General features: G+C 66.1%; 26 protein-coding genes. 13 read left to right on the top strand and 13 right to left on the bottom strand.

Annotation, left to right across the window (positions count from 1 at the left end; all coding sequences use genetic code 11):
- Nucleotides 1–9 precede the first annotated feature (9 nt).
- Complete coding sequence (locus ACGYLC_RS15785) at nt 10–801, top strand: enoyl-ACP reductase (RefSeq protein WP_394401484.1); 792 nt, start codon at nt 10–12, stop codon at nt 799–801.
- Nucleotides 802–1,044: 243 nt separating this feature from the next.
- Here the strand turns inward: ACGYLC_RS15785 and ACGYLC_RS15780 are convergent, their stop codons facing one another.
- Together ACGYLC_RS15780 and ACGYLC_RS15775 are read right to left on the bottom strand one after the other, a co-directional pair.
- Nucleotides 1,045–2,160 carry a class I SAM-dependent RNA methyltransferase gene (locus tag ACGYLC_RS15780; protein ID WP_394423813.1) on the bottom strand — a complete coding sequence of 372 codons (1,116 nt, stop codon included), beginning with the start codon at nt 2,158–2,160 and terminating at the stop codon, nt 1,045–1,047.
- 97 nt (nt 2,161–2,257) lie between these two features.
- On the bottom strand, nt 2,258–2,695 hold the full coding sequence (locus tag ACGYLC_RS15775) for a peptidylprolyl isomerase (RefSeq protein WP_067261388.1): 438 nt from the start codon (nt 2,693–2,695) through the stop codon (nt 2,258–2,260).
- Between the two features lie 193 nt (nt 2,696–2,888).
- Here ACGYLC_RS15775 and ACGYLC_RS15770 point away from each other — a divergent pair, with 193 nt between their 5' ends.
- From ACGYLC_RS15770 to ACGYLC_RS15745, 6 genes are all read left to right on the top strand, one after another.
- On the top strand, nt 2,889–3,575 hold the full coding sequence (locus ACGYLC_RS15770; protein ID WP_394423811.1) for a haloacid dehalogenase type II: 687 nt from the start codon (nt 2,889–2,891) through the stop codon (nt 3,573–3,575).
- The gene (locus tag ACGYLC_RS15765) at nt 3,575–4,396 is read left to right on the top strand and encodes an alpha/beta fold hydrolase (protein ID WP_394423810.1); all 822 of its coding nucleotides are present in this window, start codon (nt 3,575–3,577) and stop codon (nt 4,394–4,396) included. The genes ACGYLC_RS15770 and ACGYLC_RS15765 overlap by 1 nt, the downstream gene beginning before the upstream one ends.
- The gene (locus ACGYLC_RS15760; RefSeq protein WP_394423808.1) at nt 4,393–5,364 is read left to right on the top strand and encodes a threonine/serine dehydratase; all 972 of its coding nucleotides are present in this window, start codon (nt 4,393–4,395) and stop codon (nt 5,362–5,364) included. Before ACGYLC_RS15765 ends, ACGYLC_RS15760 begins: the two co-directional genes overlap by 4 nt.
- A 164-nt stretch (nt 5,365–5,528) precedes the next feature.
- On the top strand, nt 5,529–6,332 hold the full coding sequence (pcaD, locus tag ACGYLC_RS15755) for a 3-oxoadipate enol-lactonase (RefSeq protein ID WP_394423806.1): 804 nt from the start codon (nt 5,529–5,531) through the stop codon (nt 6,330–6,332).
- Between the two features lie 120 nt (nt 6,333–6,452).
- The gene (locus ACGYLC_RS15750; protein WP_394423805.1) at nt 6,453–7,673 is read left to right on the top strand and encodes a TCR/Tet family MFS transporter; all 1,221 of its coding nucleotides are present in this window, start codon (nt 6,453–6,455) and stop codon (nt 7,671–7,673) included.
- Nucleotides 7,674–7,745: 72 nt separating this feature from the next.
- Nucleotides 7,746–8,834: a zinc-binding dehydrogenase gene (locus ACGYLC_RS15745; protein WP_394423803.1), complete on the top strand. Its 1,089-nt coding sequence runs from the start codon at nt 7,746–7,748 to the stop codon at nt 8,832–8,834.
- 17 nt (nt 8,835–8,851) lie between these two features.
- Here the strand turns inward: ACGYLC_RS15745 and ACGYLC_RS15740 are convergent, their stop codons facing one another.
- The 4 genes from ACGYLC_RS15740 to ACGYLC_RS15725 all read right to left on the bottom strand — a co-directional run bounded on the left by ACGYLC_RS15740 (nt 8,852) and on the right by ACGYLC_RS15725 (nt 12,973).
- Complete coding sequence (locus tag ACGYLC_RS15740) at nt 8,852–10,129, bottom strand: glycerate kinase (RefSeq protein WP_394423802.1); 1,278 nt, start codon at nt 10,127–10,129, stop codon at nt 8,852–8,854.
- A 47-nt stretch (nt 10,130–10,176) separates the two neighbouring features.
- A complete protein-coding gene (locus ACGYLC_RS15735; RefSeq protein ID WP_394423801.1) occupies nt 10,177–11,166 on the bottom strand; it encodes an ROK family protein in 990 nt (329 codons plus the stop codon).
- Nucleotides 11,167–11,286: 120 nt separating this feature from the next.
- On the bottom strand, nt 11,287–11,505 hold the full coding sequence (locus ACGYLC_RS15730; RefSeq protein ID WP_394401510.1) for a hypothetical protein: 219 nt from the start codon (nt 11,503–11,505) through the stop codon (nt 11,287–11,289).
- Between the two features lie 109 nt (nt 11,506–11,614).
- Nucleotides 11,615–12,973, bottom strand: coding sequence for a formimidoylglutamate deiminase (locus ACGYLC_RS15725; RefSeq protein WP_394423799.1), 1,359 nt, complete (start codon nt 12,971–12,973; stop codon nt 11,615–11,617).
- A gap of 85 nt (nt 12,974–13,058) precedes the next feature.
- Here ACGYLC_RS15725 and hutI point away from each other — a divergent pair, with 85 nt between their 5' ends.
- From hutI to hutU, 4 genes are read left to right on the top strand one after another with little or no spacing between them, the layout of a single operon-like run.
- Nucleotides 13,059–14,267: an imidazolonepropionase gene (hutI, locus tag ACGYLC_RS15720; RefSeq protein ID WP_394423797.1), complete on the top strand. Its 1,209-nt coding sequence runs from the start codon at nt 13,059–13,061 to the stop codon at nt 14,265–14,267.
- Nucleotides 14,264–15,802, top strand: coding sequence for a histidine ammonia-lyase (gene hutH / locus ACGYLC_RS15715; RefSeq protein WP_394423796.1), 1,539 nt, complete (start codon nt 14,264–14,266; stop codon nt 15,800–15,802). The genes hutI and hutH overlap by 4 nt, the downstream gene beginning before the upstream one ends.
- An 11-nt stretch (nt 15,803–15,813) precedes the next feature.
- Complete coding sequence (hutG, locus tag ACGYLC_RS15710) at nt 15,814–16,614, top strand: N-formylglutamate deformylase (RefSeq protein ID WP_394423915.1); 801 nt, start codon at nt 15,814–15,816, stop codon at nt 16,612–16,614.
- A complete protein-coding gene (gene hutU, locus ACGYLC_RS15705; RefSeq protein ID WP_394423794.1) occupies nt 16,611–18,278 on the top strand; it encodes a urocanate hydratase in 1,668 nt (555 codons plus the stop codon). The genes hutG and hutU overlap by 4 nt, the downstream gene beginning before the upstream one ends.
- Nucleotides 18,279–18,315: 37 nt before the next feature.
- On the opposite strand, the gene ACGYLC_RS15700 is transcribed toward hutU, so the two are convergent.
- Nucleotides 18,316–19,044, bottom strand: coding sequence for a UTRA domain-containing protein (locus ACGYLC_RS15700; protein WP_394423793.1), 729 nt, complete (start codon nt 19,042–19,044; stop codon nt 18,316–18,318).
- A 142-nt stretch (nt 19,045–19,186) separates the two neighbouring features.
- Between ACGYLC_RS15700 and ACGYLC_RS15695 the strand changes: the two genes are divergently transcribed.
- On the top strand, nt 19,187–19,708 hold the full coding sequence (locus ACGYLC_RS15695) for a cell wall hydrolase (protein ID WP_394423791.1): 522 nt from the start codon (nt 19,187–19,189) through the stop codon (nt 19,706–19,708).
- Nucleotides 19,709–19,711: 3 nt separating this feature from the next.
- Here the strand turns inward: ACGYLC_RS15695 and ACGYLC_RS15690 are convergent, their stop codons facing one another.
- The 6 genes from ACGYLC_RS15690 to ACGYLC_RS15665 all read right to left on the bottom strand — a co-directional run bounded on the left by ACGYLC_RS15690 (nt 19,712) and on the right by ACGYLC_RS15665 (nt 22,070).
- On the bottom strand, nt 19,712–20,140 hold the full coding sequence (locus tag ACGYLC_RS15690) for a YqaA family protein (RefSeq protein ID WP_394423789.1): 429 nt from the start codon (nt 20,138–20,140) through the stop codon (nt 19,712–19,714).
- An 81-nt stretch (nt 20,141–20,221) separates the two neighbouring features.
- Entirely contained in the window at nt 20,222–20,395 is a 174-nt protein-coding gene (locus tag ACGYLC_RS15685) for a hemin uptake protein HemP (protein WP_394401531.1), read from the bottom strand.
- Nucleotides 20,392–20,568, bottom strand: coding sequence for a hypothetical protein (locus tag ACGYLC_RS15680; RefSeq protein WP_156505605.1), 177 nt, complete (start codon nt 20,566–20,568; stop codon nt 20,392–20,394). Before ACGYLC_RS15680 ends, ACGYLC_RS15685 begins: the two co-directional genes overlap by 4 nt.
- A gap of 160 nt (nt 20,569–20,728) precedes the next feature.
- On the bottom strand, nt 20,729–21,046 hold the full coding sequence (locus ACGYLC_RS15675; RefSeq protein WP_394423788.1) for an antibiotic biosynthesis monooxygenase family protein: 318 nt from the start codon (nt 21,044–21,046) through the stop codon (nt 20,729–20,731).
- Between the two features lie 11 nt (nt 21,047–21,057).
- Complete coding sequence (locus ACGYLC_RS15670) at nt 21,058–21,789, bottom strand: ChaN family lipoprotein (RefSeq protein WP_394423913.1); 732 nt, start codon at nt 21,787–21,789, stop codon at nt 21,058–21,060.
- A gap of 26 nt (nt 21,790–21,815) precedes the next feature.
- Nucleotides 21,816–22,070 carry a hypothetical protein gene (locus ACGYLC_RS15665; RefSeq protein WP_209217383.1) on the bottom strand — a complete coding sequence of 85 codons (255 nt, stop codon included), beginning with the start codon at nt 22,068–22,070 and terminating at the stop codon, nt 21,816–21,818.
- A gap of 431 nt (nt 22,071–22,501) precedes the next feature.
- On the opposite strand from ACGYLC_RS15665, the gene phnC reads away from it, so the two are divergent.
- Nucleotides 22,502–23,296: a phosphonate ABC transporter ATP-binding protein gene (phnC, locus tag ACGYLC_RS15660; protein ID WP_394423786.1), complete on the top strand. Its 795-nt coding sequence runs from the start codon at nt 22,502–22,504 to the stop codon at nt 23,294–23,296.
- Nucleotides 23,297–23,336: the final 40 nt, after the last annotated feature.

The raw sequence follows: 23,336 nt of genomic DNA, 5'->3' as shown, positions 1-23,336 counted from the left end.
GGGCTGGGCATGTCTGGATTGCTTGCAGGAAAACGCGGCCTTGTCATGGGTGTGGCCAATGAACGCTCCATCGCCTGGGGCATCGCAAAGGCAATGGCCGAGGCCGGGGCGGAACTGGCCTTTACCTACCAGGGCGAGGCCTTTGGCAAACGTCTGGAGCCGCTGGCGCAGAGCGTCGGCTCCGACTTCATGGTCGATGTCGACGTGACCGACGACGCCTCGCTCGACCGCGCTTTCGAGGAGCTGGGCGCGCGCTGGCCGACGATCGACTTCGTCGTGCATGCCATTGCCTTTTCGGACAAATCCGAACTGACGGGGCGTTTTTTGAACACCAGCCGGGCGAACTTCAAGAACTCGATGGATATCTCGGCCTATTCCTTCATCGACGTGGCGCGCCGCGCGCATCCGCTGATGAAGGACAATGGCGGCACGCTGATGACGCTGACCTACATGGGCTCGAACCGGGTGACGCCGAATTACAACGTGATGGGCGTGGCCAAGGCGGCGCTGGAGAGTGCGACGCGCTATCTGGCGAATGACCTGGGCCCCGAAGGCATCCGCGTGAACGCGATCTCGCCGGGGCCGATGAAGACGCTTGCCGGGGCGGCGATTGGCGGCGCGCGCAAGACCTACAAGCACACGGATCAGAACGCGCCGCTGCGGTCCAACGCGACGCTAGAGGCCGTGGGCGGCACGGCGGTCTATCTGGCGTCCGATGCGGGTGCCTGCACGACGGGCGAGATCATCCGCGTGGATGGTGGCTTCCACGTGCTGGGGATGCCGCAGGCGGAGAACCTGTAAAGCGGTTTCGACTGTCCCGGCCCGGAATCAAGCCGCAGGCGCCGGGCCGGGGTGGCAATATTGACCTGAGGGCCATCGCCTGGCCGCGGGTCGGCGATCCAACGGTTGAACCATGCCACTTTATGGTTCAGCAGTGACGTGAATTCGCGAAGTTTCGCCCAGCCTCACCAAATCGCCTACCCGGGGGGCGGGCAGGCGATGGCCCGGCGCCTGCGGCTTGATTCCGGCCCGGGGTGGCGCCCTCTACCGCAACGCCTCGGTCTGCCAAAGCCACACTTTCATCCCCCCATGCGCGATCGCCGGTCCCTGCCCCTTCCACGGCAGCCCGGTCGCCTTCGCAAGCGGCGGCTCCGAGGTCACCAGCCCCACGCGCCAGCCGCGGAAGCGCGCTTTCAGCGTCTCCCCCAGCGTCCCGTAGAGCGGATAAAGCAGCTTCTTGTTGCCGATCCGCCCGCCATAGGGCGGGTTCACGATCACCAGTCCGGGCGGGCCTTCGGGCGGCTGCACCTCCCCGGCCCCGTGGCAGGCAAAATGACACCATTCCCCCACCCCGGCCCGGTCGGCATTGGCCGTGCTCATGCGCACCGCGCCCGCGTCCCGGTCCGAGCCGTAGAACCGCGCGGCAGGCTCGGCCACCTCCCCCTCCGCGCGCATCGCGCCCCACGCCCTGGCATCGAAACTCGCCAGATCCTCGAAGGCGAAGCGCCGCGAGCGTCCGGGCTTCAGCCCCGCCGCGATCTCGGCCGCCTCGATCAGGAACGTGCCCGAGCCGCACATCGGATCAACCACCGGCTCACCGCGCACATAGCCGCAAGACCGCAGCATCAGCGCCGCCATGTTCTCGCGCATCGGCGCCTTGCCCACGGCCTCCTTGTGGCCGCGTTTGTGCAGCGCCTCGCCGGAGGTATCGAGGCTGAAGGTTACCTGATTGTCGTGAATGCGCACTTTCAACATCAGCGCGGCCTCGGCATCGACAGGAATACCGTGGCTCTCGCGCAGCGCCGTCTCGACCCGCTGCGCCGCCGCTCCGGCGTGGTAAATCTTCGACGCCTTGGTCGTCACCTGCACCTTCACCGGCACATCCGACCGCAGAACGTCACCGAAGGGGAACTTCCGACAGCGTTTGTCCAACTGCGCCAGATGGAAGGCCATGAAACCGCCGATCCGCGCCAGCACCCGCGCGGCGCCGCGCAGCTCCAGATTGGCGCGCCAGACCTCGGGCCAGCCGCCCTGCACGCGCACGCCACCGGGCTGGGCCTGCGCTGCTGCAAAACCTTTTTCCTGCGCTTCGGCGCAGAGCAAATCCTCAAGCCCGGGCGGGCAGACGAGGAAAATCTCGAATGTATCTGGGGTATCCATGGCCCCTGCATATGCGCCAATGCGCGGGCGTGCGAGGGGAAAAAACGCCAGATACGTCTTTGGGGCGTGCCGGGGGGAAGCCCCCCGGCCACCGATATCAGGCCGCCGGAGCGATCTTGACCAGTTCGATGTCGAACTGCAGGTCTTTGCCCGCCAGCGGGTGGTTGGCGTCGAGCGTGACGGTGGTCTCGTCAACCTCGACCACGGTCACCGGCAGTGCTTGGCCTTCGGGGGTCTGCATCTGCAGCTGCGTACCGGGATCGAGCGGGATATCCGCCGGGATGCCTTCGCGCGGCACGGCCTGACGCATCTCGGGGTTCACGGGGCCATAGGCCTCTTCGCTGGGCACCTGAACGACCTTCTTGTCGCCCTCGGTCATGCCGGGCAGCGCGCTGTCGAGACCGGGGATGATCTGGCCCGAACCCACGACGAACTCAAGCGGGTCACGGCCCTCGGAGCTGTCGAATGTGGTGCCGTCTTTCAACGTGCCGGTATAGTGAATCTGTACTGTGTCGCCGGATTTGACCTCAGCCATCGGGTGTCTCCAATCTGTAGGGGAAAAGGGAAGGAGGCCGCGTATCTGCGCGGGTGCTCCAAAATCCGCGACAGCATGAAGATTGTGACCCCGAGAGTAAACCCCCCGTCCGGGTCGAACGCGGAATTCGCCCCTTTTCGCCGCCGCCCCTGCGTGCCACTCTGCCGCGACACGGAAAGGGAGAGCCTGTCAGATGCCCATCACCACCTGCGTTTTCGACGCCTATGGAACCCTCTTCGACGTGGCCGCCGCCGCCCGTGAGGCCGCAGCCGAACCCGCTTTCGCCGCCATTGCCGAGACATGGCCGGAACTGGCGGAACACTGGCGTCTCAAGCAGTTGCAGTATTCATGGCTGCGGGCCGTGACCGGGGCGCATGACGATTTCTGGCAGGTCACCCAAGAGGGGCTGGACTGGACGCTGGAGAAGATGAACCTCGCCGATGACCCTGCCCTGCGCGAGCGCCTGCTGGCGCTTTACTGGGAGCTTCGCGCCTATGACGAGGTGCCCGCCATGCTGCAAGCGCTCAAGGACGGGGGCCTGAACACCGCGATCCTGTCCAACGGCGCGCCCGCGATGTTGGACGGGGCGGTGCAATCGGCGGGAATCGGTGGTCTTTTGGATGTTTCGCTCTCGGTCGAAAGCGTCGGCGTTTTCAAACCGCATACGTCGGTCTATGACCTTGTCGGGGCACACTTCGGCTGCGCCAAGGACGAGGTGCTGTTCGTGTCCTCCAACGGCTGGGACGCGGCAGCGGCGACGGGCTATGGGTTCACCACCGCATGGGTAAACCGGGGCGGCGATCCGGTGGACCGGTTGCCGTGGAAACCCGCGCATCAGCTGCGCGAACTCAGCGGCATTCCCGCGTTGGCGGGTCTGTAATGCCCCGTTTCACCACCTCCGACGGGTTGTCGCTACATTACACGGATGAGGGCCGCGGCCTGCCGATCCTTTGCCTTGCCGGTCTCACCCGCACCGGCGCGGATTTCGACTACCTCGCCCCGCATTTGGCCGATCACCGGTTGATCCGCATGGACTACCGGGGCCGGGGCCGTTCGGATTTCGACGCGAATTGGCGGAACTACACGCTCTCGGTGGAATGCCGCGACGTGCTGGAATTGCTCGCGCATCTGGGCTTGGAACAGGTCGCCCTCATCGGCACCTCGCGCGGCGGGCTGAATGCCATGGCGCTGGCGATGATTGCCCATGATCACCTTTTGGGCGTGGCGCTGAACGACGTCGGCCCCGAGCTTGATCCCAAAGGCGTGGAATTCATCATGGGCTATCTTGGCCGCAACCCCGCCGCCAAAACGTATGAGGAGGCCGCCGCCGCCATGGCCCGCGCCTTCCCCGAGTTTCACGGCGTGCCCGAGAGCCGCTGGCTTGAGGAGGTCAAACGCCACTACAGGGCGACCGACGAGGGGCTGAAGATCACCTATGATCCGCATCTGCGCGATGCCGTGGCCGCCGCAGGCCAACAGACTGTCGACCTTTGGCCGTTCTTCGATGCGCTGCAAGGGCTGCCGCTGGTCACGATCCGGGGGGCCAATTCCACCCTGTTCAGCCGCGAGACGCTGATGCAGATGCAGGCCCGCCGCCCCGATATGATCGTGGCCGACGTGCCGGACCGCGGCCATGTCCCCTTTCTCGACGAACCCCAAGCGCTTGCCGCGCTGCACGAATGGATAGGACAAATCAAATGAACATCGACATGATCCGCGCCGCCGCCGACCGCGCCAAGGGGCATGTGCGGCGCACGCCGCTCTTGAACTCTCCTTTTCTGGACGAGATCGCGGGCCGCCGGGTCTGGGTCAAACCCGAGTGTTTGCAGCATACCGGCAGCTTCAAGTTTCGCGGCGCGTGGTCGGCCCTCTCGGCCTTGCCAAGCGCGCAGCGCGCCAAGGGCGTCATCGCCTATTCCAGTGGCAACCACGCCCAAGGCGTGGCACTGGCCGCCAAAATGCACGGCGCGCCCGCCGTGATCGTGATGCCCAAGGACAGCCCGCGGCTGAAGATCGCCAACACCCGCGCCTATGGCGCCGAGGTGGTGCTCTATGACCGCGCGAATGAGAGCCGCGAGGAGATCGGCGCCGCCTTGGCCGAGGAACGCGGGCTCACGCTGATCAAACCCTATGACGAGCCGCAGGTCATCGCGGGCCAAGGCACCACGGGGCTGGAAATCGCCCAGCAGGCCGCCGAGGCCGGTATCGCGGCGGCCGAAGTGATCGTCTGCTGCGGCGGCGGCGGCCTGACCTCCGGCATCGCATTGGCGTTGGAGGCCGAAGCGCCGAAATTCCGCGTGCGCCCGGCGGAACCCGAGGGGTTCGACGATGCCGCCCGCTCGTTGCTTTCCGGCCAGATCGAGCGAAATGCGAAGGCGCTCGGCTCGATCTGCGACGCCATCGTGACGCCTGCGCCGGGGGAGCTGACCTTCCCGATCATGCAGCGATTGGTGGGGCCGGGACTGGTGGTGAGCGACGAGGAGGCGTTGCAGGCGATGGCGCACGCGTTCAACCGGTTAAAACTCGTGGCCGAACCGGGCGGTGCCGTGGCGCTCGCGGCGGCACTGTTCCGGGGCGGAGAGATTGAAGGGGACGATGTGATCGTTACGATCTCCGGCGGGAACGTGGACGCGGATATGTTCACCCGCGCTTTACAGACACTGGGGTAACGATTAGGGCAGCGCCGACCCGCGGGGTGGTGCTGAAAGCGCCGCCCCGCGGGTCGGCGCTGCCCGGCCTACGGCCGGGCGGTCCTTAGCTGAAGCCCTGCACTTTGACCTCCCGCGTTCGCACGATATGCTGCCCCCTCAATGCCGCTTACAGGAGACCTCCCATGCAGATTTTCGACACCGGCGAGGTGCAGCTGCACTACCGCGTCGACGGCCCTGAAGACGGCGCGCCCGTGGTCTTCGCCAATTCGCTCGGCACCGACATGCGCCTGTGGGATCCGATCATGCCGCTGCTCACGCCCGGTCTGCGCATCATCCGTTTCGACAAACGCGGCCACGGCCTGTCGTCTTGCCCACCCGCGCCCTATTCGATGGGGTCGCTCATCACCGACACCGAGCGGCTGCTCGACCACCTTCAGGTGCGCGACTGCGTCTTCGTGGGCCTGTCGATCGGCGGGATGATCGCGCAGGGGCTAGCGGTCAAACGGCTCGACATGATCCGCGCGCTGGTGCTGAGCAATACGGCCACCAAGATCGGCAACCGCGACATCTGGGATGCCCGGATCGCCGACGTCGAGAAAGGCGGCATCGAAAGCCTTGCCGATGCTGTGATGGAGCGCTGGTTTTCCGCCCAATTCCGCGCCACGCCGGAACTGGCGCTCTGGCGCAACATGCTGACGCGGCAGCCCGACGCAGGCTATGCAGGCTGTTCGGCGGCGATTTCGCACAGTGACTTCATGACGCCGACCTCCGGCCTGCGCCTGCCCGCGCTTGGCATCGCAGGGACGGAAGACGGCTCGACCCCGCCCGATCTGGTGCGCGAGTTGATGGACCTGATCCCGGCCTCGAAATTCAAACTGATCCGCCGCGCCGGCCACCTGCCCTGTGTCGAGCAGCCGCAGGAATACGCTGATACGCTAAACGATTTTCTTGCCAGTGTCGGGCATATCGCGAAGGCACAGGGCTGAGCGTGGCGGCAGGTGTCTCTGGCGGCAAGCGGGCCATGCGCCCGCAACGCCTGCCGCATTCGCGCCCTATCGCGACGTTCACCCTTGCCTTCACCGCCTGCGCGGACCAGATCTGACCGAATGCCGCTGCCACTGATCTTTATCCTTGTGACGGTGATGATCGATGCCATGGGCGTCGGTTTGATCCTGCCCGTCATGCCCGACCTGATCCGCGAAGTTCGCGGCGGCGGGCTAAGCGATGCGGCCCTTTGGGGTGGCGTGTTGGCCACGGGCTTTGCCGCGATGCAATTTCTCTTCGGCCCGGTGCTCGGCGGGCTCTCCGACCGTTTTGGCCGCCGCCCGGTCCTGCTGCTGGCGCTGATCGTGATGACGGTGGATTACGGCGTCATGGCGCTCGCGGGCAGCATCTGGCTGCTGCTGATCGGGCGGCTCGTGGGCGGCATCACGGCAGCGACCCATGCCACCGCCTCGGCTTATATGGCCGATATCTCCCCGGCGCAGGACCGCGCGGCGCGTTTCGGGCTGATCGGCGCGGCCTTTGGCGCGGGCTTTGTTCTGGGGCCGCTGATGGGCGGCGTCCTCGGCGAATATGGCACTCGCGCCCCCTTTTGGGCGGCGGCGCTGCTGGCGGCGGGCAATGCGGCGCTCGGCTGGGCCGTGCTGCGCGAAACCCTGCCCCCGACGCAGCGCCGCGCCTTCGACTGGCGGCGGGCCAATCCGCTGGGCGCGCTACGCGCCCTAGGCCGCCTGCCCGAGGTTGGCAGGCTGCTCGCGGTCTATTTCATCTACCATGTGGGCTTTGCCGCCTATCCGGCGATCTGGGCCTATTTCGGGGTCGAGCGGTTTGGCTGGTCGCCGACGATGATCGGCCTGTCGCTCGGCCTCTTCGGCGTGCAGATGGCGCTTGTCCAAGGCGCCATGATCGGCCCCGTGATCCGCCGCTTGGGCGCGCGCACCACGGTGATTTTGGGCCATGTCTTTGCCCTTGCCGCCTTCGCCGCGCTGACCCTGCTGACCTCGGGCACTTGGGCGCTGATCATGACCCCGCTTGCCGCGCTGGCCGGGGTGATCCCGCCCGCGCTTCAAGGCATCATGTCGGCCCGCGTCAACGCCGATGCCCAAGGCGAGCTGCACGGCGCGCTCAGTTCCTCCACCGCGCTGGCGATGATCCTCTCGCCGCTGACGATGACGGCGGTTTTCGCCTATTTCACCGCGCCGGAGGCTGCGGTCTACCTGCCCGGCGCGCCCTTCCTGTTGGCGCTTTTGCTGACCCTCGGTGGCTTAGTGCTCTTTGCCAGCCGCCCTACCCCCACGTCACAAGGTGGAACTTCGCCGCAGTAAGCCCATTCCCCGCCTTGCGCCACCGGCCCATCCGCGTCAGGCTGGCGAGGATTGAAAGAAAGGGACAGGCCATTGCAAACCATCAAAGCCGCCGTCTGCCATGCCTTTGACAGCCCGCTGAGCGTCGAAGACATCCGCATCAAGGCACCGCAATCGGGCGAGGTCGAGGTGACCTTGGATGCCGTGGCGATCTGCCATTCCGACATACTGTTTGCCGAAGGCGGCTGGGGCGGCACCCTGCCCGCCGTCTATGGGCACGAGGCCGCAGGCCGGGTCAGCGCCGTGGGGCCGAATGTGCAGGGTCTGGCCGAGGGCGACAGCGTGGTGGTCACCCTGATCCGCGCCTGTGGCAGCTGCCCCAACTGCGCCTCGGGCCAGCCGACGATCTGCGAAACCCCGCAAGCGCCCGAAGGGCCGCTGCAAACGGCGGAGGGCGCACCGCTCGTTCAGGCCATGAACACCGGCGGTTTCGCCGAGAAGGTCGTCGTCGACCGGTCGCAGGTCGTGAAGATCTCGCATGACATTCCCAAAGACGCCGCCTGCCTGATCGCCTGCGGCGTGATCACTGGCGTCGGCGCCGTGGTCAACGCAGCGGGCCTGCGCGCGGGTCAAGACGTGGTGGTGATCGGCGCGGGCGGGGTCGGCCTCAACGCCATCCAGGGGGCGCGCATCGCGGGGGCGCGGCGAATCGTGGCGGTCGACATGACCGAAGACAAACTCGCCATCGCCTGCGAATTCGGCGCGACCGACACCGTGCTTGCCACCGAGGCGAAGCCGTGGCGCGCCGCCTTCAAGGCCATGGGGCGCGGGGCGGATGCCGTCATCGTCACCGTGGGCGCAATCCCCGCCTATCAAACCGCGCCGCGCTATCTGGCCGCCGGGGGCCGGGTAATCATGGTCGGCATGCCCCACAGCGGGGCCGAGGCCAGCTATGAGCCGGTGGTGCTCGCGGCCCTAGGGCAAGGCATGGTCGGCTCCAAAATGGGCGATGTGGTGATCCAGCGCGATATCCCGTGGATGGTCGACCTCTATCTTCAGGGCCGTTTGCAACTCGACAGCCTGATTTCAGGCCGCTGGCGGCTGGATCAGATCAACGAGGCGATTGCCGACACCAAGACCGGCGCCGCGCGGCGCAATGTCATCGTCTTCGACCGGTCCTAAATCGGCCCTGAGGCAGGCTAACGCTGCGGCAAATCGCCAATCAGCAAAGCGCGAAAATCATTCACATTGGTCCCGGTGGGGCCGGTGTGAAACAGCGCATCAATCGCCTTGAACGCGCCATAGGCATCATTGCGCTGCAAGGCGCCGCGCGGGTCCACCCCCGCCGCGCGCATCGCAGCCGCCGTGCCCGTCGCGACGAAAGCGCCCGCGTTATCCTCTGACCCGTCAATGCCGTCGGTATCCGCGGCCAAGGCCGTGATCCCCTCCTGCCCTTCGAGCGCCAGCGCGAGGGACAGGGCAAATTCACTATTCCGCCCGCCGCGCCCCTTGTGGCGCAGGGCGACCGTCGTCTCACCGCCCGAGAGCAGCACCAGCGGCGCGGGCTGGGGAAAACCGCTTTCCTGCGCCTGCCGGGCAAGGGCCGCATGAACCAGCGCCACCTCCCGCGCCTCGCCCTCGATCGCGTCCGACAGGATCCACGCGTTCACCCCCCGCGCCTGCGCGGCCTTGGCCGCAGCGGCAAGGGACAGACCGGCAGAGGCGATGACATGGGTCTGCGTCGTGCTCGGCGCCTCCTGCTGAGGCTGCGCGGCGGCCTTTTCCAGAAACGCCATACAGCGCTCCGGCAGTTCCAACCCCCGCGCGGCCACCTCCTCGAGCACCGCCGCCGCAGCCCGCCGCCCCGGCACCGTGGGGCCGGAGGCCACGGCCCCCGGATCATCCCCCGGCACGTCCGAGACGACAAGGCTTACCACCCGCGCAGGATGGGCCAGTTCCGCCAGACGCCCGCCGTTGACCGTGCTGAACTGCTTGCGGATGTCATTCATGACCGAAATCGGCGCGCCCGAGGCCAAAAGCGCTGCGTTCAACGCCTGCAAATCCTCCAGCGTCAGCCCCTCGGGCGGGGCGGGCAAGAGCGATGAGCCGCCGCCGCAGATCAGCGCGATCACCTGATCCTCCGGCCCCAGCCCGCGCAGCGCTTCCTGCAAGGCGCGCGCGGCCTCCACACCGGCCTGATCGGGCACCGGGTGCGCGGCTTCCAGCACCTTGATCCGCTGACATGGCGCGCCATAGCCGTAGCGGGTGACCACGACACCGTCATAGGGGTGCGGCCAGATCGCCTCGAACGCCTGCGCCAATTGCGCGGCCCCCTTGCCCGCACCGATCACCACCGTGCGCCCCTTGGGCGGCGGCGGCAGCCGGTCTTTCAGGATCAAATGCGGATCGGCGGCGGCGACTGCGGTGTCGAACAATTCGGCCAAGAACTGGCGCTTCGGGTCATTGAGGTTGGGCATAGGGCACTCCGGCTGCTGCGGCGATCATGGCGGCCCGTTGTCTGCTGTCAATCCGGCAGGGGGCGCTCATGTTGCACAAACAGGCAGTTGCGCGCACCCATGAGGCCAAAGTCGGGGTCGCTGCACAGGCCCAAGGGCATCGCTTCGCGCCATTTGCTGTGCCGCCCGCCCGCGTTAAAGGCGGCGCGGAAGCTGTCATCCAGCATCCAGGGGTTCTGTTGGGCCACGCCCCCCGTGATGAAGACCCCGCCGCGCGCGCCCATGACCAAGCCCAGATCCCCCGCGACCCCGCCAAGATACCGCGCCATCAATGCAACTGCGCGACAGGCGCTCGCGTCCTCCCCGGCCTTGGCCGCCGCAAAGATCGCCGCCGCCCCCTCCAAATGCGCCGTCTCGCCCCGGGCGGAGGCGATGGCGCGATACCAATAGGGCATGCCGGTGCCCGACAAGATCGCCTCGGCCTCGACCGCCAGCCCCTCGCCCATCTGCACCTCGGGCCAAAGCGCGATCAGCGCGTCGAAATAGGCCACTTCCTCGGCGCTATGGGGGGTGAGCCGCAGGTGCCCCCCCTCGCCCGGCACCGCCGTGGGCCGCGCACCCTGCCAGACCAAAGACCCAACGCCAAGGCCCGTCCCCGGGCCGATGATCACCCGCGCCCCCGGTCGCGGGTCGGGCCCGCCCTGAAGATAGGTCACATTGTCTGCATCCAGCGTGGCCAAGGACCAGGCCGCCGCTTCGAAATCATTGAGTAACAGCACCTTGGTGGGGTCCAAACCGCAGGCCCGCGCCAGATCATCCCGCGAGATGCTGCGCGCGGCATTGGTCATCCGTACCTGCCCGTCGACAACGACCCCGGCCACCGCCATGGCAACCCCGTCGGGCGGGCTTCCCATCTTGGCGCAAAACGTCGCGCAGGCGTCGGGCAAGGTGGTCAGCCCGTCGGTGGGATGGCTGCGGCGCTCTACCAACGCCCCCGCCGGATCCACCGCCGCGAGGCGCAGATTGGTGCCGCCGATGTCCCCTACCAGATACCACATGTGCCTGCCCCGCTGCCCTCGATACCGATGCAAGATGGCCCGCCCAGACGGCAGAGGTCAAACAACAAAACCCGAAAGCCGAGGCTTTCGGGTTTCGCATTTGGGTGCTGTATGTTCGGATCAATCAGGCGCGACCGGCACCGATGCTTCATCGTCGCCCTCAATGACGTTTTCCTCGTCGACGATAACTTCCTCTTCGGTTCCGGGCGCGGTCGCGACTTCCTCGCCCGTCCAGAAGACGATGATCCCAACGCCAAAGATCACCACAAGCGCCATGCCGATCAGGGGCCATTTGTGACGGCTTTCCTGCTTTTTGAGGTTCGTGTCTGGTGGACTCATGATCCGCTCCCTTTCGATGTATCCGGGCTGTGCCGCGCGACAAGTCGCGCGGGCCTTGTTACCGGGCCAACCCGGCAGGCCGCGCCAAAGTTCCCGAAAAGGGAAGGTTTCACAAAAGCGCCATCACCTCTGCCATGGTGCGACGGTAATCCGCCACGATCCGGTCCCGCTGCCGGTGCCGCCCGCCCGTCACCGCATGGCGGCCCGCTGACCACAGATCGGTCACCACCCGGTCCTTGGCGGCAAAGGCCAGACCGTCGAGCAGTTGGTCGGGCCGCAGCGCGCAGAGTGCCGGGTCTTGGCTGTCGATCGCCACGAGATCGGCCCACTCGCCGAGCGCGATCTCACCCCGGCCCCGGCCAACCGCCTGCGCCCCGCCACGTGCCGCGCCCGTGTAAAGCGCCGCCCCGACCGAGCCTTCGCCCGCCACCATCACATTGCGCGCCAAATCCCGCAGACGTTGGGAATACTCCAACATGCGCAACTCCTCGGTCAGCGAAATCAACACGTTGGAATCCGATCCGATGCCAAACCGCCCCCCGGCGCCAAGGTAGCCCGGCCCGTTGAACGGCCCATCGCCCAGATTGGCCTCCGTCACCGGACAAAGCCCTGCCACCGCGCCGCTGCGGGCCATGGCAGAGGTCTCACCTTCCGTCATATGGGTGGCGTGGATCAGGCACCAGTTCTCGGCCACCTCGGCATTGGCCAGCAACCACTCGACCGGGCGTGCGCCAAGCCATGCGGAGACATCCGCGACCTCTTTGGGCTGTTCGGCGATGTGGATATGGGTTGGTACATCGGGGTGAGCGGCCAGCACCTCGGCCAATTCCGCCGGCGCGGTGGCGCGCAGCGAATGGGGCGCGATGCCGACGCGGCAATCGGCGGGAAGCTCACGCACCGCCTGCTGCGCCCGCGCGACCAGCGCGCCGAAGCGCGCCACCCCATTGCCAAACCGCGCCTGCCCTGCCTGCAAGGGCTGCTGCCCCGCCCCGCCATAGGTATAAAGCACCGGCAGATGGGTCAACCCGATCCCCGTCTGCGCCGCCGCCGCCGCGATCCGGGCCGATAGCTCGCCCAGATCGTCATAGGGCGTGCCACCGGGCTGGTGGTGGAGGTAGTGAAACTCTCCCACGCTGGCGAAACCGGCCTCTTGCATCTCTAAGAAGACGAAGGCCGCGATGGCTTCGATATGCGCGGGCGTAAGATGGGCGGTGAAGCGATACATCAGGTCGCGCCATGTCCAGAAGCTGTCCTTCCCGGCCATACGCGTCTCGGTCATCCCGGCCATGGCGCGTTGGAAGCTGTGGCTGTGCAGATTGGCCAGCGCGGGCAGCAGGGTGTCGACACGGGTGTCATCGGCCTGCGGTGCCTGCCCGGTCTTCACCTGCGTCACCCGCCCGTCGACCACCGTGATCCGAACGTCCCGCGCCCATCCCTGCGGCAGTTTTGCATGTGTAGCGAAAATCATTTGACGGCCCTTTGCTTCTTTATGTATAGACATATATCAAATAAAACCGATGTAGAAAAGCGAAACCTGAGGAGGAGGCGATAGGATGGCAGCGCAGGATCGAGTCTTGGTCGACCTCACGGCGGCGACAATGGATGGCCCACAGCCCTATGGTTTGATCGAAGATGCGGCGATCGCGATTGCCGGGGGCCAGATCGGATGGGTCGGCCCGCGCGATGACCTGCCACAAGGCTATCGCGACCTGCCCGCCGAATCGCTGGGCCGGCGGCTTGTCACCCCCGGGCTGATCGATTGCCACACCCATATCGTGCACGGCGGCGACCGCGCGCGGGAGTTCGAGATGCGGCTTAAGGGGGCCAGCTATGAGGAAATCGCCCGCGCCGGGGGCGGCATCGTCTCAACCGTCACCGCCACCCGCGCCGCCGATGAGACAGAGTTGCTGTCCGATGCCCTGCGCCGCGTCGATGTACTGATCGCCGAAGGGGTCACGGCGATCGAAGTCAAATCCGGCTATGGTCTGGACCTTGAGACCGAGCTGCGCATGCTCCGCACCGCCCGCGCCATTGGAGAGCAGCGCCCCATCCGCGTCTCCACCACCTTCCTCGGCGCCCATGCGGTGCCCGCCGAATACGCAGGCCGCGCGGATGCCTATATCGCCGATGTCTGCCTCCCCGCCCTGCGCGCCGCCCATGCCGAAGGGCTGGTCGATGCGGTCGACGGGTTCTGCGAGGGCATCGCCTTCCAGCCCGCCCAGATCGCGCGCGTATTCGACGTGGCGCGGGAATTGGGCCTGCCGGTCAAACTCCATGCCGAGCAATTGTCGAACTTGGGCGGGGCGCGGCTCGCGGCCTCCTATGGCGCGCTCTCGGCGGATCATATCGAATACCTTGATGAGAGCGGCGTGATCGCGATGGCCGAGGCGGGCAGCGTCGCCGTTCTGCTGCCCGGTGCCTTCTATACATTGCGCGAGACCCAAGCGCCGCCCATCGACCTCATGCGCCGACATGGCGTGCCGATGGCGCTGGCGACGGATATCAACCCCGGTTCCTCGCCACTGAACTCGCTGCTGCTGGCGCTCAACATGGGCTGCACCCTGTTCCGCCTGACGCCGGAGGAGGCGCTGCGCGGCGCCACGCAGCACGCCGCCCGCGCGCTCGGGCGGGCCGACTGCGGCATGATCCGCTCCGGCCTGCGCGCCGACCTCGCCGTTTGGGACATCAAACACCCGGCCGAGCTTGCCTATCGCATCGGCTTCAACCCGCTTCATTCCCGCATTTTCGGAGGCCAATCGTGACCACCCTGACCCTCACCCCCGGCGCGGCCACTTTGGACGATCTCGCCCGCATCTACCGCGAAGAGGCATCTGTGCGGCTCGACCCCGCCTGCCGCCCCGCAATCGAAGAGGCCCATGCGCGCATCGCTCGGGCCGTGGCGGGCGAGGATGCCGTTTACGGCGTGAACACCGGTTTCGGCAAGCTCGCCTCGGTCAAGATCGCGGCAGAGGATACGGCGGCGCTGCAACGCAACCTGATCCTGTCGCATTGCTGCGGCGTCGGCCCCGCGATCCCGCGCGGCCATGCGCGGCTTTTGATGGCGCTGAAACTGCTGAGCCTCGGGCGCGGTGCCTCGGGCGTGCGGCTGGCGGTCGTGGACTTGATCGAAGCCATGCTGGCGCAGGGCGTGACCCCGGTGATCCCGGCCCAAGGGTCGGTCGGCGCCTCGGGCGATTTGGCCCCCTTGGCGCATATGGCCGCCGTGATGATGGGCCATGGCGAGGCGGAGTTCGAGGGCCGCGTGATGCCCGGAAGCGCGGCACTGGCCGCCGCGGGCCTCGCCCCGCTTGAGTTCGGCCCCAAAGAAGGGCTGGCGCTGATCAACGGCACGCAATTTTCGACCGCCTTCGCGCTGGCGGGGCTCTTCGACGCATGGCGGGCCGCGACCTCGGCGCTGGTGATCTCGGCCCTGTCGACGGATGCAATCATGGGCTCCACCGCACCGCTACAGCCCGAGATCCACGCCCTGCGCGGCCATCGCGGCCAGATCGAGGCGGGCGAGACCATGCGCGCCCTGCTCAATGGTTCCGAAATCCGCGAAAGCCATGTGGCGAATGATGCCCGCGTCCAAGACCCTTACTGCATCCGCTGCCAGCCGCAGGTGACGGGGGCGGCGATGGATGTGCTGCGCATGGCCGCCGCCACACTGGAGGTCGAAGCCAATGCCGCCACCGACAACCCGCTTGTGCTGACGGGGGCTGACCTCATCGTCTCAGGCGGGAATTTCCATGCCGAGCCGGTGGGTTTCGCCGCCGATATGATCGCCCTCGCCGTAGCCGAGATTGGCGCCATCGCGCAGCGCCGGGTGGCGCTGATCGTGGACCCGGTGCTCAGCTTCAACCTGCCGCCTTTCCTGACGCCGACCCCCGGCCTCAACAGCGGCTATATGATCGCCGAAGTCACCACCGCCGCGCTGATGAGCGAGAACAAACATCTTGCCAATCCCTGCGTCACCGACAGCACGCCGACCTCGGCCAACCAAGAAGATCACGTCAGCATGGCCGCCCATGGCGCGCGGCGGCTGGGGCAGATGGTCGAGAACCTGAACCGCATCCTCGGCGTGGAACTGCTCTGCGCCGCGCAGGGCATCGACTTTCGCGCGCCGCTGGCCACCAGCGAGACCTTGCAGCGGGTGGTCGCGCGGGTCCGCGAAGAGGTCGCGACGCTGGAAGAGGACCGCTACCTCGCCCCCGATCTGGAACGCGCGGCACGGATGGTGGCGGGCGGAGAGATCACCCGCGCCGCCGCCTGCGAGATGCCGGGGCTTTCCACATGACTCCCGCTGAGATCACACCCGTCGAGATCACCCGCGGCGACAGCCCCATCGTGCTCGGCCTGCCCCATACCGGCACCGATCTGCCCGAAGCCGTCCGGCGCGATCTGAACCCGCGCGGGCGGGAATTGGCGGATACCGACTGGCATATCGACCGGCTCTACGACGGGTTGCTGCCCGGCACGACAACGGTCCGCGCGACCTTCCACCGCTATGTCATCGACGCCAACCGCGACCCATCGGGCGCATCGCTCTATCCCGGGCAGAACACCACCGGGCTGGTGCCGCTGACGGATTTCGATGGGCAGGACATCTGGACCACCCCGCCCAACGCAGCCGAGGTTGAGGCCCGCCGCCTGGCGTACCACGCGCCCTATCACGCGGCACTCGAGGCCGAACTGGCCCGCGTTCGCGACCTGCATGGGGTCGCGATCCTCTATGACTGCCACTCGATCCGCTCGCTGATCCCCTTCCTCTTTGACGGCCCGCTGCCCGATTTCAACATCGGCACGAACCTCGGCGCTACCTGCGCGCCCAAGATCGAAACGGCTGTTGAGAAGACCTGCGCCGCAGCACCCGGCTACACCGCCGTCAGCAACGGGCGCTTCAAAGGCGGCTGGACCACACGCCACTATGGCCGCCCTGCCGAAGGGGTCCACGCGATCCAGATGGAACTGGCGCAAAGCAGCTACCTCGGCACCGAGGCTGCGCCTTGGCCCTATGACCCCGAAAAGGCCGCGCGGCTGCGCGTGCATCTGACCGATATCCTGACAACTCTGGCCGCACTGGCCCCTACCCTGAAAGGCACAGCATGAGCGATCCGCGCAAGAATACCCGTGACGTCTATCCCGCCACCGGCACCGAGCTTTCGGCGAAAAGCTGGCTGACCGAAGCGCCGCTGCGGATGCTGATGAACAACCTGCACCCCGACGTGGCCGAAAACCCGCATGAACTGGTCGTCTACGGCGGCATCGGGCGCGCGGCACGGACTTGGAAGGACTACGACCAGATCGTCGCCTCCCTGCGCGCCTTGGAAGAGGACCAGACGCTGCTGGTGCAATCGGGCAAGCCCGTGGGCGTCTTCCAAACCCATAAGGACGCGCCCCGCGTGTTGATCGCCAACTCCAACCTCGTGCCGCATTGGGCGAATTGGGACCATTTCAACGAACTCGATAAAAAGGGTCTGGCGATGTACGGCCAGATGACCGCCGGATCGTGGATCTACATCGGCAGCCAAGGCATCGTGCAGGGCACCTATGAGACCTTCGTCGAAGCAGGCCGCCAGCACTATGGCGGTGATCTCAAAGGCAAGTGGATCCTCACCGGGGGCTTGGGCGGCATGGGCGGGGCGCAGCCCTTGGCGGCGGTCATGGCCGGTGCCTGCTGTCTGGCGGTGGAGTGCAATCCCGACAGCATCGATTTTCGCCTGCGCACCCGCTACGTCGACGAAAAGACCGACAGCCTTGATGAGGCGCTGGCGATGATCGACCGCTGGACCGCCGCGGGCGAGGCGAAATCGGTTGCACTCCTGGGCAATGCCGCCGATGTCTTTCCCGAACTGGTGAAACGCGGGGTCCGCCCCGATATCGTGACCGACCAGACCTCGGCCCATGACCCGGTGAACGGCTACCTGCCGCAGGGCTGGACGATGGGCGAATGGCGCGAGAAACGTGAGAGCGATCCCAAAGCCGTCGAAAAAGCCGCCCGCGCCTCGATGAAGGCGCAGGTGCAGGCGATGGTGGATTTCCACGCCGCGGGCATCCCCACGGTCGACTATGGCAATAACATCCGCCAGATGGCGCTTGAGGAAGGATTGCAGAACGCCTTTGACTTCCCCGGTTTCGTCCCGGCCTATATCCGCCCGCTGTTTTGCCGCGGCATCGGCCCCTTCCGCTGGGCGGCACTCTCGGGCGATCCCGAGGATATCTACAAGACCGACGCCAAGGTGAAGGAAATCCTCTCTGAGGATACCCATTTGCACAACTGGCTCGACATGGCGCGGGAGCGTATCTCTTTCCAAGGGCTGCCCGCGCGGATCTGCTGGGTGGGCTTAGGCGTGCGCCACAAGCTGGGGCTGGCCTTCAATGAGATGGTCCGCACAGGGGAATTGAGCGCGCCGGTGGTGATTGGCCGCGATCACCTCGACAGCGGCTCCGTCGCCTCGCCCAACCGCGAGACGGAGGCGATGAAAGACGGCTCGGATGCCGTCTCGGATTGGCCGCTGCTGAACGCGCTTTTGAACACTGCCTCGGGGGCCACTTGGGTCTCGCTGCACCACGGCGGCGGGGTTGGCATGGGCTTCTCGCAACACTCGGGCATGGTGATCTGCTGTGACGGGTCCGAGGACGCCGACCGCCGGATCGAGCGGGTACTCTGGAACGACCCGGCGACGGGCGTGATGCGCCATGCGGATGCGGGCTATGAGGAAGCGCGCGATTGCGCCCGCGAACATGGGCTGAACTTGCCGGGTATCCTTTGAGCGCTGCGCGCCGCCGCCCACCCGCGGCGGCGGCAGCTTAATAGCGCGTGGTCAGGCGGTGACCGGGGCGGTAGGACAGCCGCACATAGGTCACCGCACGCCCCTCCCACCACGTCGACCGCTCGACGGTAAAGACCGGATCCCCCAAGCCGCAGGCGAGGTATTCGCTCAGCCGCTGATCGGCCAGACCGGCGGAAAGGCTGATCTCCACATCCGAAAAGGGAATGGCCGAGATCAGCCATTCGTTCGGCCCGGCTTCGGTGAAACTCTCTTCCCGCGCCTGTGGCAGGGTGGCGAGGTTGATCCAACGGTCCTCAAATTGATAGGGGTCGCCATCGGCGTAATGCATGCAGACCAGATGCAACGCCTCGCTCTCTGCGTCCAGTTTGAGCCGGGCGCGCAGCCAGTCGGGCGCGGGCTCGACCCGGTGGCTCACCCGCGAATACCGGTAGTCGGCGCCCTTCTCTTCGATCTCGGCCCGGACCAGCGGAATGTCGAACCGCGCCTGCCGCAGCGGGGCCATGCGGACCCGCGTGCCCGCCTTGCGCCGCCGTTCGATAAAACCCTCTTCCGCCAATTCGCGCATGGCGCGGTTGACCGTCGCCCGGGCGCAGCCATAGGTCTCGGCCAAATCGACTTCATTGGGCACAAGACTGCCCAACGGCCACTCGCCCTTGGTGATCTTTGACAGGATGTCGGTTTTCACATCCCGGTAGGTGACTTTCATAGGGCGGCCCGCTGCGATCATGACTGTTTTATCAAGCATTACACTAGATCAATCCCCAGCCCAAGCGCCCCCACGCGCCCGGTCCGGAGGGAAACCGCCGGGGCCGGGCGCGGGTCTTGCCTCCCGCCGCCTTTGCTGGAAAATTACGCGCCACCTGCCCCCTTATCCAGAAAGGCCGCCCATGCGCGTTCAGCTCCCGAAAATCCGCACTGCCGCTCTGCTTTTGGGCCTCGGTCTGCTTGCCGCCTGCGGTGGCAAACAGACTGAAGTCGTCGCGGTTCCGGCGGATGAGGTGGAGTGTATGGCCCGCGCGATGTATTTCGAATCCAACCGCTCCAGCCGCGACGGCATGGTGGCGGTAGGCACGGTGGTGCTGAACCGCCTGCACTCCGAAGCCTTCCCCGATACGGTCTGCGGCGTGGTCGGCCAGCCCAATCAATTCGCCCCCGGCGTGATGACGAAACCGATGACCGACCGCGGCGCCCCGCTGGCCCGCGCCACCGCGCTGGCGGTGCTTCAGGGAGAGCGGCACCCGAAGGTCACCCGTGCGAAATTCTTTCACGCAGCGTGGTACAATGCCAACTACAACAACATGCATTATGTGGTGACCGCAGGCGGCAATGCCTTTTACGAAAAGCGCCGCGCCCATCTTGTGACCGCGCCCAACCCGCTGCCGCCGCTCGAAGGGATCACCCCGCACTAAGGGTCACAAAACCCCGCGGGCGATCAGGATCAGCACAAGGTAGCGCCCGCCCTTGGCGAGGGTGACGATCAGCAAAAACCGCCAGAGCCGCGCGCGTAACATGCCTGCGGCCAAGGTCAGCGGATCGCCGATGATCGGCACCCAACTGGCCAGCAGGCTCCAATAGCCCCAACGCCGATACCAGCCAGAGGCGCGGGCCATCTGCTTGGCCGAGAAGGGAAACCAGCGGTGATCGCCGAAATGGCTGAGGGAGCGGCCCAGCCACCAGTTCAGCAGCGATCCCAGCACGTTCCCCAGCGTCGCCACCAGCCACAAATGCGCCGTGGCATGGCTGCCCGACCACATCAGCCCCAAAAGCACCGCTTCGGATTGCGCGGGGATCAGGGTGGCCGCCAGCAGCGCCGCGAAGAACAGGCTCAGCAGGGCCAGCATGTCAGCGGCGAGAGTGGGCAGAGGCGGCAGGGCATGGCGCGTCAGTAAAGGCGCCGCATCGCTAGGGCAAGCCGTGCCCGCTTATTTGGTCAGGATCAACTTGCCTGCCCGCGTGATGCGCAGCGTATAGGTTTGGCCATCCAAGACGATATTCGCGGTCGAGCCATTGGGCACCAAGGCGCGGGCATCATGCACCGCTTCTTGGACCGGTTGGGCGGCGGGCGATGGATCGGGCAGTTTTTGCATCAGGCTCATGCCATCTCTCCCATTTGGCGGGCGCGTTGCAGATCAATGAGATGCTCCAGCCCAAAACCGTCGCAGGCTGCGGCATCGTTGCTGCCAAGCGCGATGTCGCGCCAGCTGTTGTTGGATGGGGTCTGTAGCCGGGCATGAGCCATTGGCTCGGGCGTGGTCACGGGGGTCCTCACGGGGCGGGCTCCTTTCCATTGACATCCGGGCTTCCGACGCGCGGTGGCTTGGACGGTTTCGGCGTAAAGTCGTTCATACCCCGGCAAAAAGCCCGGGTTCCTTTAACGGCTACTTAATCCGATTATTTTAGTCAAGTATAGAAACCCCGGCCCTTCCGCGTTATTCCGCGTCGATCTTTTGAATGGCACTGAAGCCTTCGAAGCGCGGGGCGCCCTCGTGCAGCTTGCGGGTCTGCCCCGCCCGCGCATGGGCCGCGCGAAAGGCATCGCTGGTCGTCCAAGCCCGAAAATGCGCCTCGCTTTCCCAAACGGTGTGAGAGGCATAGAGGATCGCCCCCTCCGCCTCCGGCCCTTTGAGCATGTGGAAGGACACGAAGCCCTCGCTCTCCTTCAGATGGCTTTCCCGGTTCAGCCAAAGCGCTTCGAAAGCGGCGGCATTCTCGGGCAAGACGGTGAAGCGGTTCATGGCAAGATACATGGGCCTGTCCTTTAATTTTCGATCAGGGCGTTACAGGGGTCGTCGCGCTCGGCGGGCGGGATGAGACGGGTCTCATCGAAAGGCACCTCGGTCTCGGCCTCAACAAGGCCGATGGCATGGGTCGTGACCTCGGGGGCGGCTTTAGCAATGAGAGCGGGAATGCCCCAGTCGGTGCGGGCGTGGCCATTGCCGGTGATCACCGCCACCGGCGGGCCATAGGCCTTGAGCGCGTCGAGCGCGGCGCGGGCGAAGCTGGCGTCGCGGTAGCGTTGCACGGCGACCATGCCGCCCATCATCTCGCGCGGCATGGCCTCGCAATGGGCGGCGAATTGCAACTCTACCCGCGCGGCCTGTTGATCCTCTGGCAAAGGCTGGTCGAGGCCGAAGCGCGCGGCCTCAGGCCCGAAAAGCGCGGCGGCCCCCTCGCGGTACACGCGCCGCACAGCCTCACGCGGGGCGGCGGCACCGATGATTTGGGCGTCTCCCAAAGCCTCAAATATCGGCGCATAGATATCGTAATGCCGCCACCCGCTCGCCGCCCAAGCCTGCGCGATGAGGCTGCGGTCGGCGTCGGCCATTGCCGCCTCTTCGGCGGTGAGCATTTCAAAGACCACAGCCGTAGGACGCAGCGCTTGTAGTGCGGCGGCCTGTTCGAGATGGGCGTGGGGATTATCGTGCACCTCGCCCAAGATCACGATCTCGGCGGGGGTGTCAGCCTGCGCGGGCAATGCCAGCGAAAGCATCAGCGCGGCGCAAAGGCGCTTTACGCTCACGATTTGCGCTCATCCGTGTCGGTTTTGATTTCGGGGTCGTTGTAATCGTTGGGGTCAAAGTCTTCGGGGTCGAACGGGTCTTCGTCCTCGGCGATGCCGCTGACATGGGTGGTGCCGCTTTCCTCGTCAAAGACCAGCCCGTAGTTCGCCTTGCCCTCGCTTTTGTAGCGCCGAAACTCGTGGATGCCGGCGTAGACGAAAACCAGCGTGATCGGCAGCAGAATCAGAAATGCGATAACTTGGGCGTCCATGAACGCGCTCCTTTGAATGCTTGTCGGGGGCCTGTCTCACCATAGGGGGCGCGGGTGGAGGACACTGCGCGCGCGGTGATCCGGCCAAAGATCGTACCGGTGGCTGCGCCAATTGCGCGCCTGACCGGGTGCGGCCCTATCTGAACCGCCTTGTGAGAGAAAGCATTAATCCGCGCGGTTTGTTCCGCAAGCTCTATTTCGCAGGCGCGTGTTTCATTGCGTCTCAGCGGCTCTTTGACCCCGGCGTCCCCGCGCGTTTGGCCCCACGCGCAACGGCAGCGGGATCGCGCAAGCGCCTATAAAACAATCATAAACGCGCGGCCTTAGGCAGCCGTTCCGCAAAAAGGGACGCGTTACAAAAGCTTCGTCAAACTTAAACACTCGTGACATTCACCGCTGCGATAGCTCGCCCCGCAAACCCCGGGGGACTTATGCTCGTCATTTCTGAACTGACCAAGACATTCGGCGCGAACACAGCGGTGGCCCGCGCCAACCTAAAGGTCGACAAGCCGCAGATGATCGGGATCATCGGACGCTCCGGCGCGGGCAAATCCACCCTGCTGCGGATGCTGAACCGGCTGACCGATGCCTCCTCGGGGCAGATCCTGTTTCAAGGGCGCGACGTGACTGCGCTGCGCGGCGCGGCCCGGCGCGGCTGGCAGGCGGAATGCGCGATGATCTTTCAGCAGTTCAACCTCGTCCCGCGGATGGATGTGGTATCGAACGTGCTGCACGGCACGCTCAACCGCCGCTCGGCGCTCGCCAGCATCTTCAACCTCTACCCCGATGCCGACATCACCCGCGCCATCGACATCCTCGACCGGCTGGGCATCGCACAGCACGCGCCCAAACGGGCCGAGGCGCTTTCCGGCGGGCAGCAACAGCGCGTCGCCATCGCCCGCGCCCTGATGCAGGATCCGCAGATCATTCTGGCGGATGAGCCCATCGCCAGCCTTGACCCGATGAACGCGCAGGTGGTGATGCAATCGCTGCGCCGCATTCACGAGGAAGATGGCCGCATGGTCATCGCCAACCTTCACACGCTGGATACCGCGCGCCGCTACTGCGACCGCGTGGTGGGGATGCGCGACGGCAAGATCGTCTTTGACGGCACGCCCGAGCAGCTGACCACCGGCATGGCCCGCGAAATCTACGGCGCGGACAGCAGCTTTTCCGAAGCCGCCACCTCAACCGAGATCGAAACGCTGGACAAGGTGCCAGCCTGACACGACCCGCCCCCAGGGGCATTTTTTGCAAACGGAGACG

The organism is Sulfitobacter sp. 1A12157, from assembly GCF_043557345.1.
Taxonomy (GTDB): domain Bacteria; phylum Pseudomonadota; class Alphaproteobacteria; order Rhodobacterales; family Rhodobacteraceae; genus Sulfitobacter.
The sequence above is the reverse complement of the archived record's forward strand: the minus strand, read 5'-3'. Positions and strand labels throughout refer to the sequence as shown.

What these genes read in the sequence shown, in the direction of transcription:
- ACGYLC_RS15780 (WP_394423813.1), bottom strand. Translation starts at nt 2,160, where the DNA reads ATGGATACCCCAGATACATTCGAGATTTTCCTCGTCTGCCCGCCCGGG.
- hutU (WP_394423794.1), top strand. Translation starts at nt 16,611, where the DNA reads ATGAGCGATCCGCGCAAGAATACCCGTGACGTCTATCCCGCCACCGGC.
- ACGYLC_RS15725 (WP_394423799.1), bottom strand. Translation starts at nt 12,973, where the DNA reads ATGATTTTCGCTACACATGCAAAACTGCCGCAGGGATGGGCGCGGGAC.
- pcaD (WP_394423806.1), top strand. Translation starts at nt 5,529, where the DNA reads ATGCAGATTTTCGACACCGGCGAGGTGCAGCTGCACTACCGCGTCGAC.
- ACGYLC_RS15685 (WP_394401531.1), bottom strand. Translation starts at nt 20,395, where the DNA reads ATGAGCCTGATGCAAAAACTGCCCGATCCATCGCCCGCCGCCCAACCG.
- phnC (WP_394423786.1), top strand. Translation starts at nt 22,502, where the DNA reads ATGCTCGTCATTTCTGAACTGACCAAGACATTCGGCGCGAACACAGCG.
- ACGYLC_RS15735 (WP_394423801.1), bottom strand. Translation starts at nt 11,166, where the DNA reads ATGTGGTATCTGGTAGGGGACATCGGCGGCACCAATCTGCGCCTCGCG.
- ACGYLC_RS15730 (WP_394401510.1), bottom strand. Translation starts at nt 11,505, where the DNA reads ATGAGTCCACCAGACACGAACCTCAAAAAGCAGGAAAGCCGTCACAAA.
- ACGYLC_RS15760 (WP_394423808.1), top strand. Translation starts at nt 4,393, where the DNA reads ATGAACATCGACATGATCCGCGCCGCCGCCGACCGCGCCAAGGGGCAT.
- ACGYLC_RS15740 (WP_394423802.1), bottom strand. Translation starts at nt 10,129, where the DNA reads ATGCCCAACCTCAATGACCCGAAGCGCCAGTTCTTGGCCGAATTGTTC.
- ACGYLC_RS15690 (WP_394423789.1), bottom strand. Translation starts at nt 20,140, where the DNA reads ATGCTGGCCCTGCTGAGCCTGTTCTTCGCGGCGCTGCTGGCGGCCACC.
- ACGYLC_RS15765 (WP_394423810.1), top strand. Translation starts at nt 3,575, where the DNA reads ATGCCCCGTTTCACCACCTCCGACGGGTTGTCGCTACATTACACGGAT.
- ACGYLC_RS15695 (WP_394423791.1), top strand. Translation starts at nt 19,187, where the DNA reads ATGCGCGTTCAGCTCCCGAAAATCCGCACTGCCGCTCTGCTTTTGGGC.
- ACGYLC_RS15665 (WP_209217383.1), bottom strand. Translation starts at nt 22,070, where the DNA reads ATGGACGCCCAAGTTATCGCATTTCTGATTCTGCTGCCGATCACGCTG.
- ACGYLC_RS15670 (WP_394423913.1), bottom strand. Translation starts at nt 21,789, where the DNA reads ATGCTTTCGCTGGCATTGCCCGCGCAGGCTGACACCCCCGCCGAGATC.
- ACGYLC_RS15775 (WP_067261388.1), bottom strand. Translation starts at nt 2,695, where the DNA reads ATGGCTGAGGTCAAATCCGGCGACACAGTACAGATTCACTATACCGGC.
- hutI (WP_394423797.1), top strand. Translation starts at nt 13,059, where the DNA reads ATGGCAGCGCAGGATCGAGTCTTGGTCGACCTCACGGCGGCGACAATG.
- ACGYLC_RS15770 (WP_394423811.1), top strand. Translation starts at nt 2,889, where the DNA reads ATGCCCATCACCACCTGCGTTTTCGACGCCTATGGAACCCTCTTCGAC.
- ACGYLC_RS15785 (WP_394401484.1), top strand. Translation starts at nt 10, where the DNA reads ATGTCTGGATTGCTTGCAGGAAAACGCGGCCTTGTCATGGGTGTGGCC.
- ACGYLC_RS15700 (WP_394423793.1), bottom strand. Translation starts at nt 19,044, where the DNA reads ATGCTTGATAAAACAGTCATGATCGCAGCGGGCCGCCCTATGAAAGTC.
- ACGYLC_RS15750 (WP_394423805.1), top strand. Translation starts at nt 6,453, where the DNA reads ATGCCGCTGCCACTGATCTTTATCCTTGTGACGGTGATGATCGATGCC.
- ACGYLC_RS15675 (WP_394423788.1), bottom strand. Translation starts at nt 21,046, where the DNA reads ATGTATCTTGCCATGAACCGCTTCACCGTCTTGCCCGAGAATGCCGCC.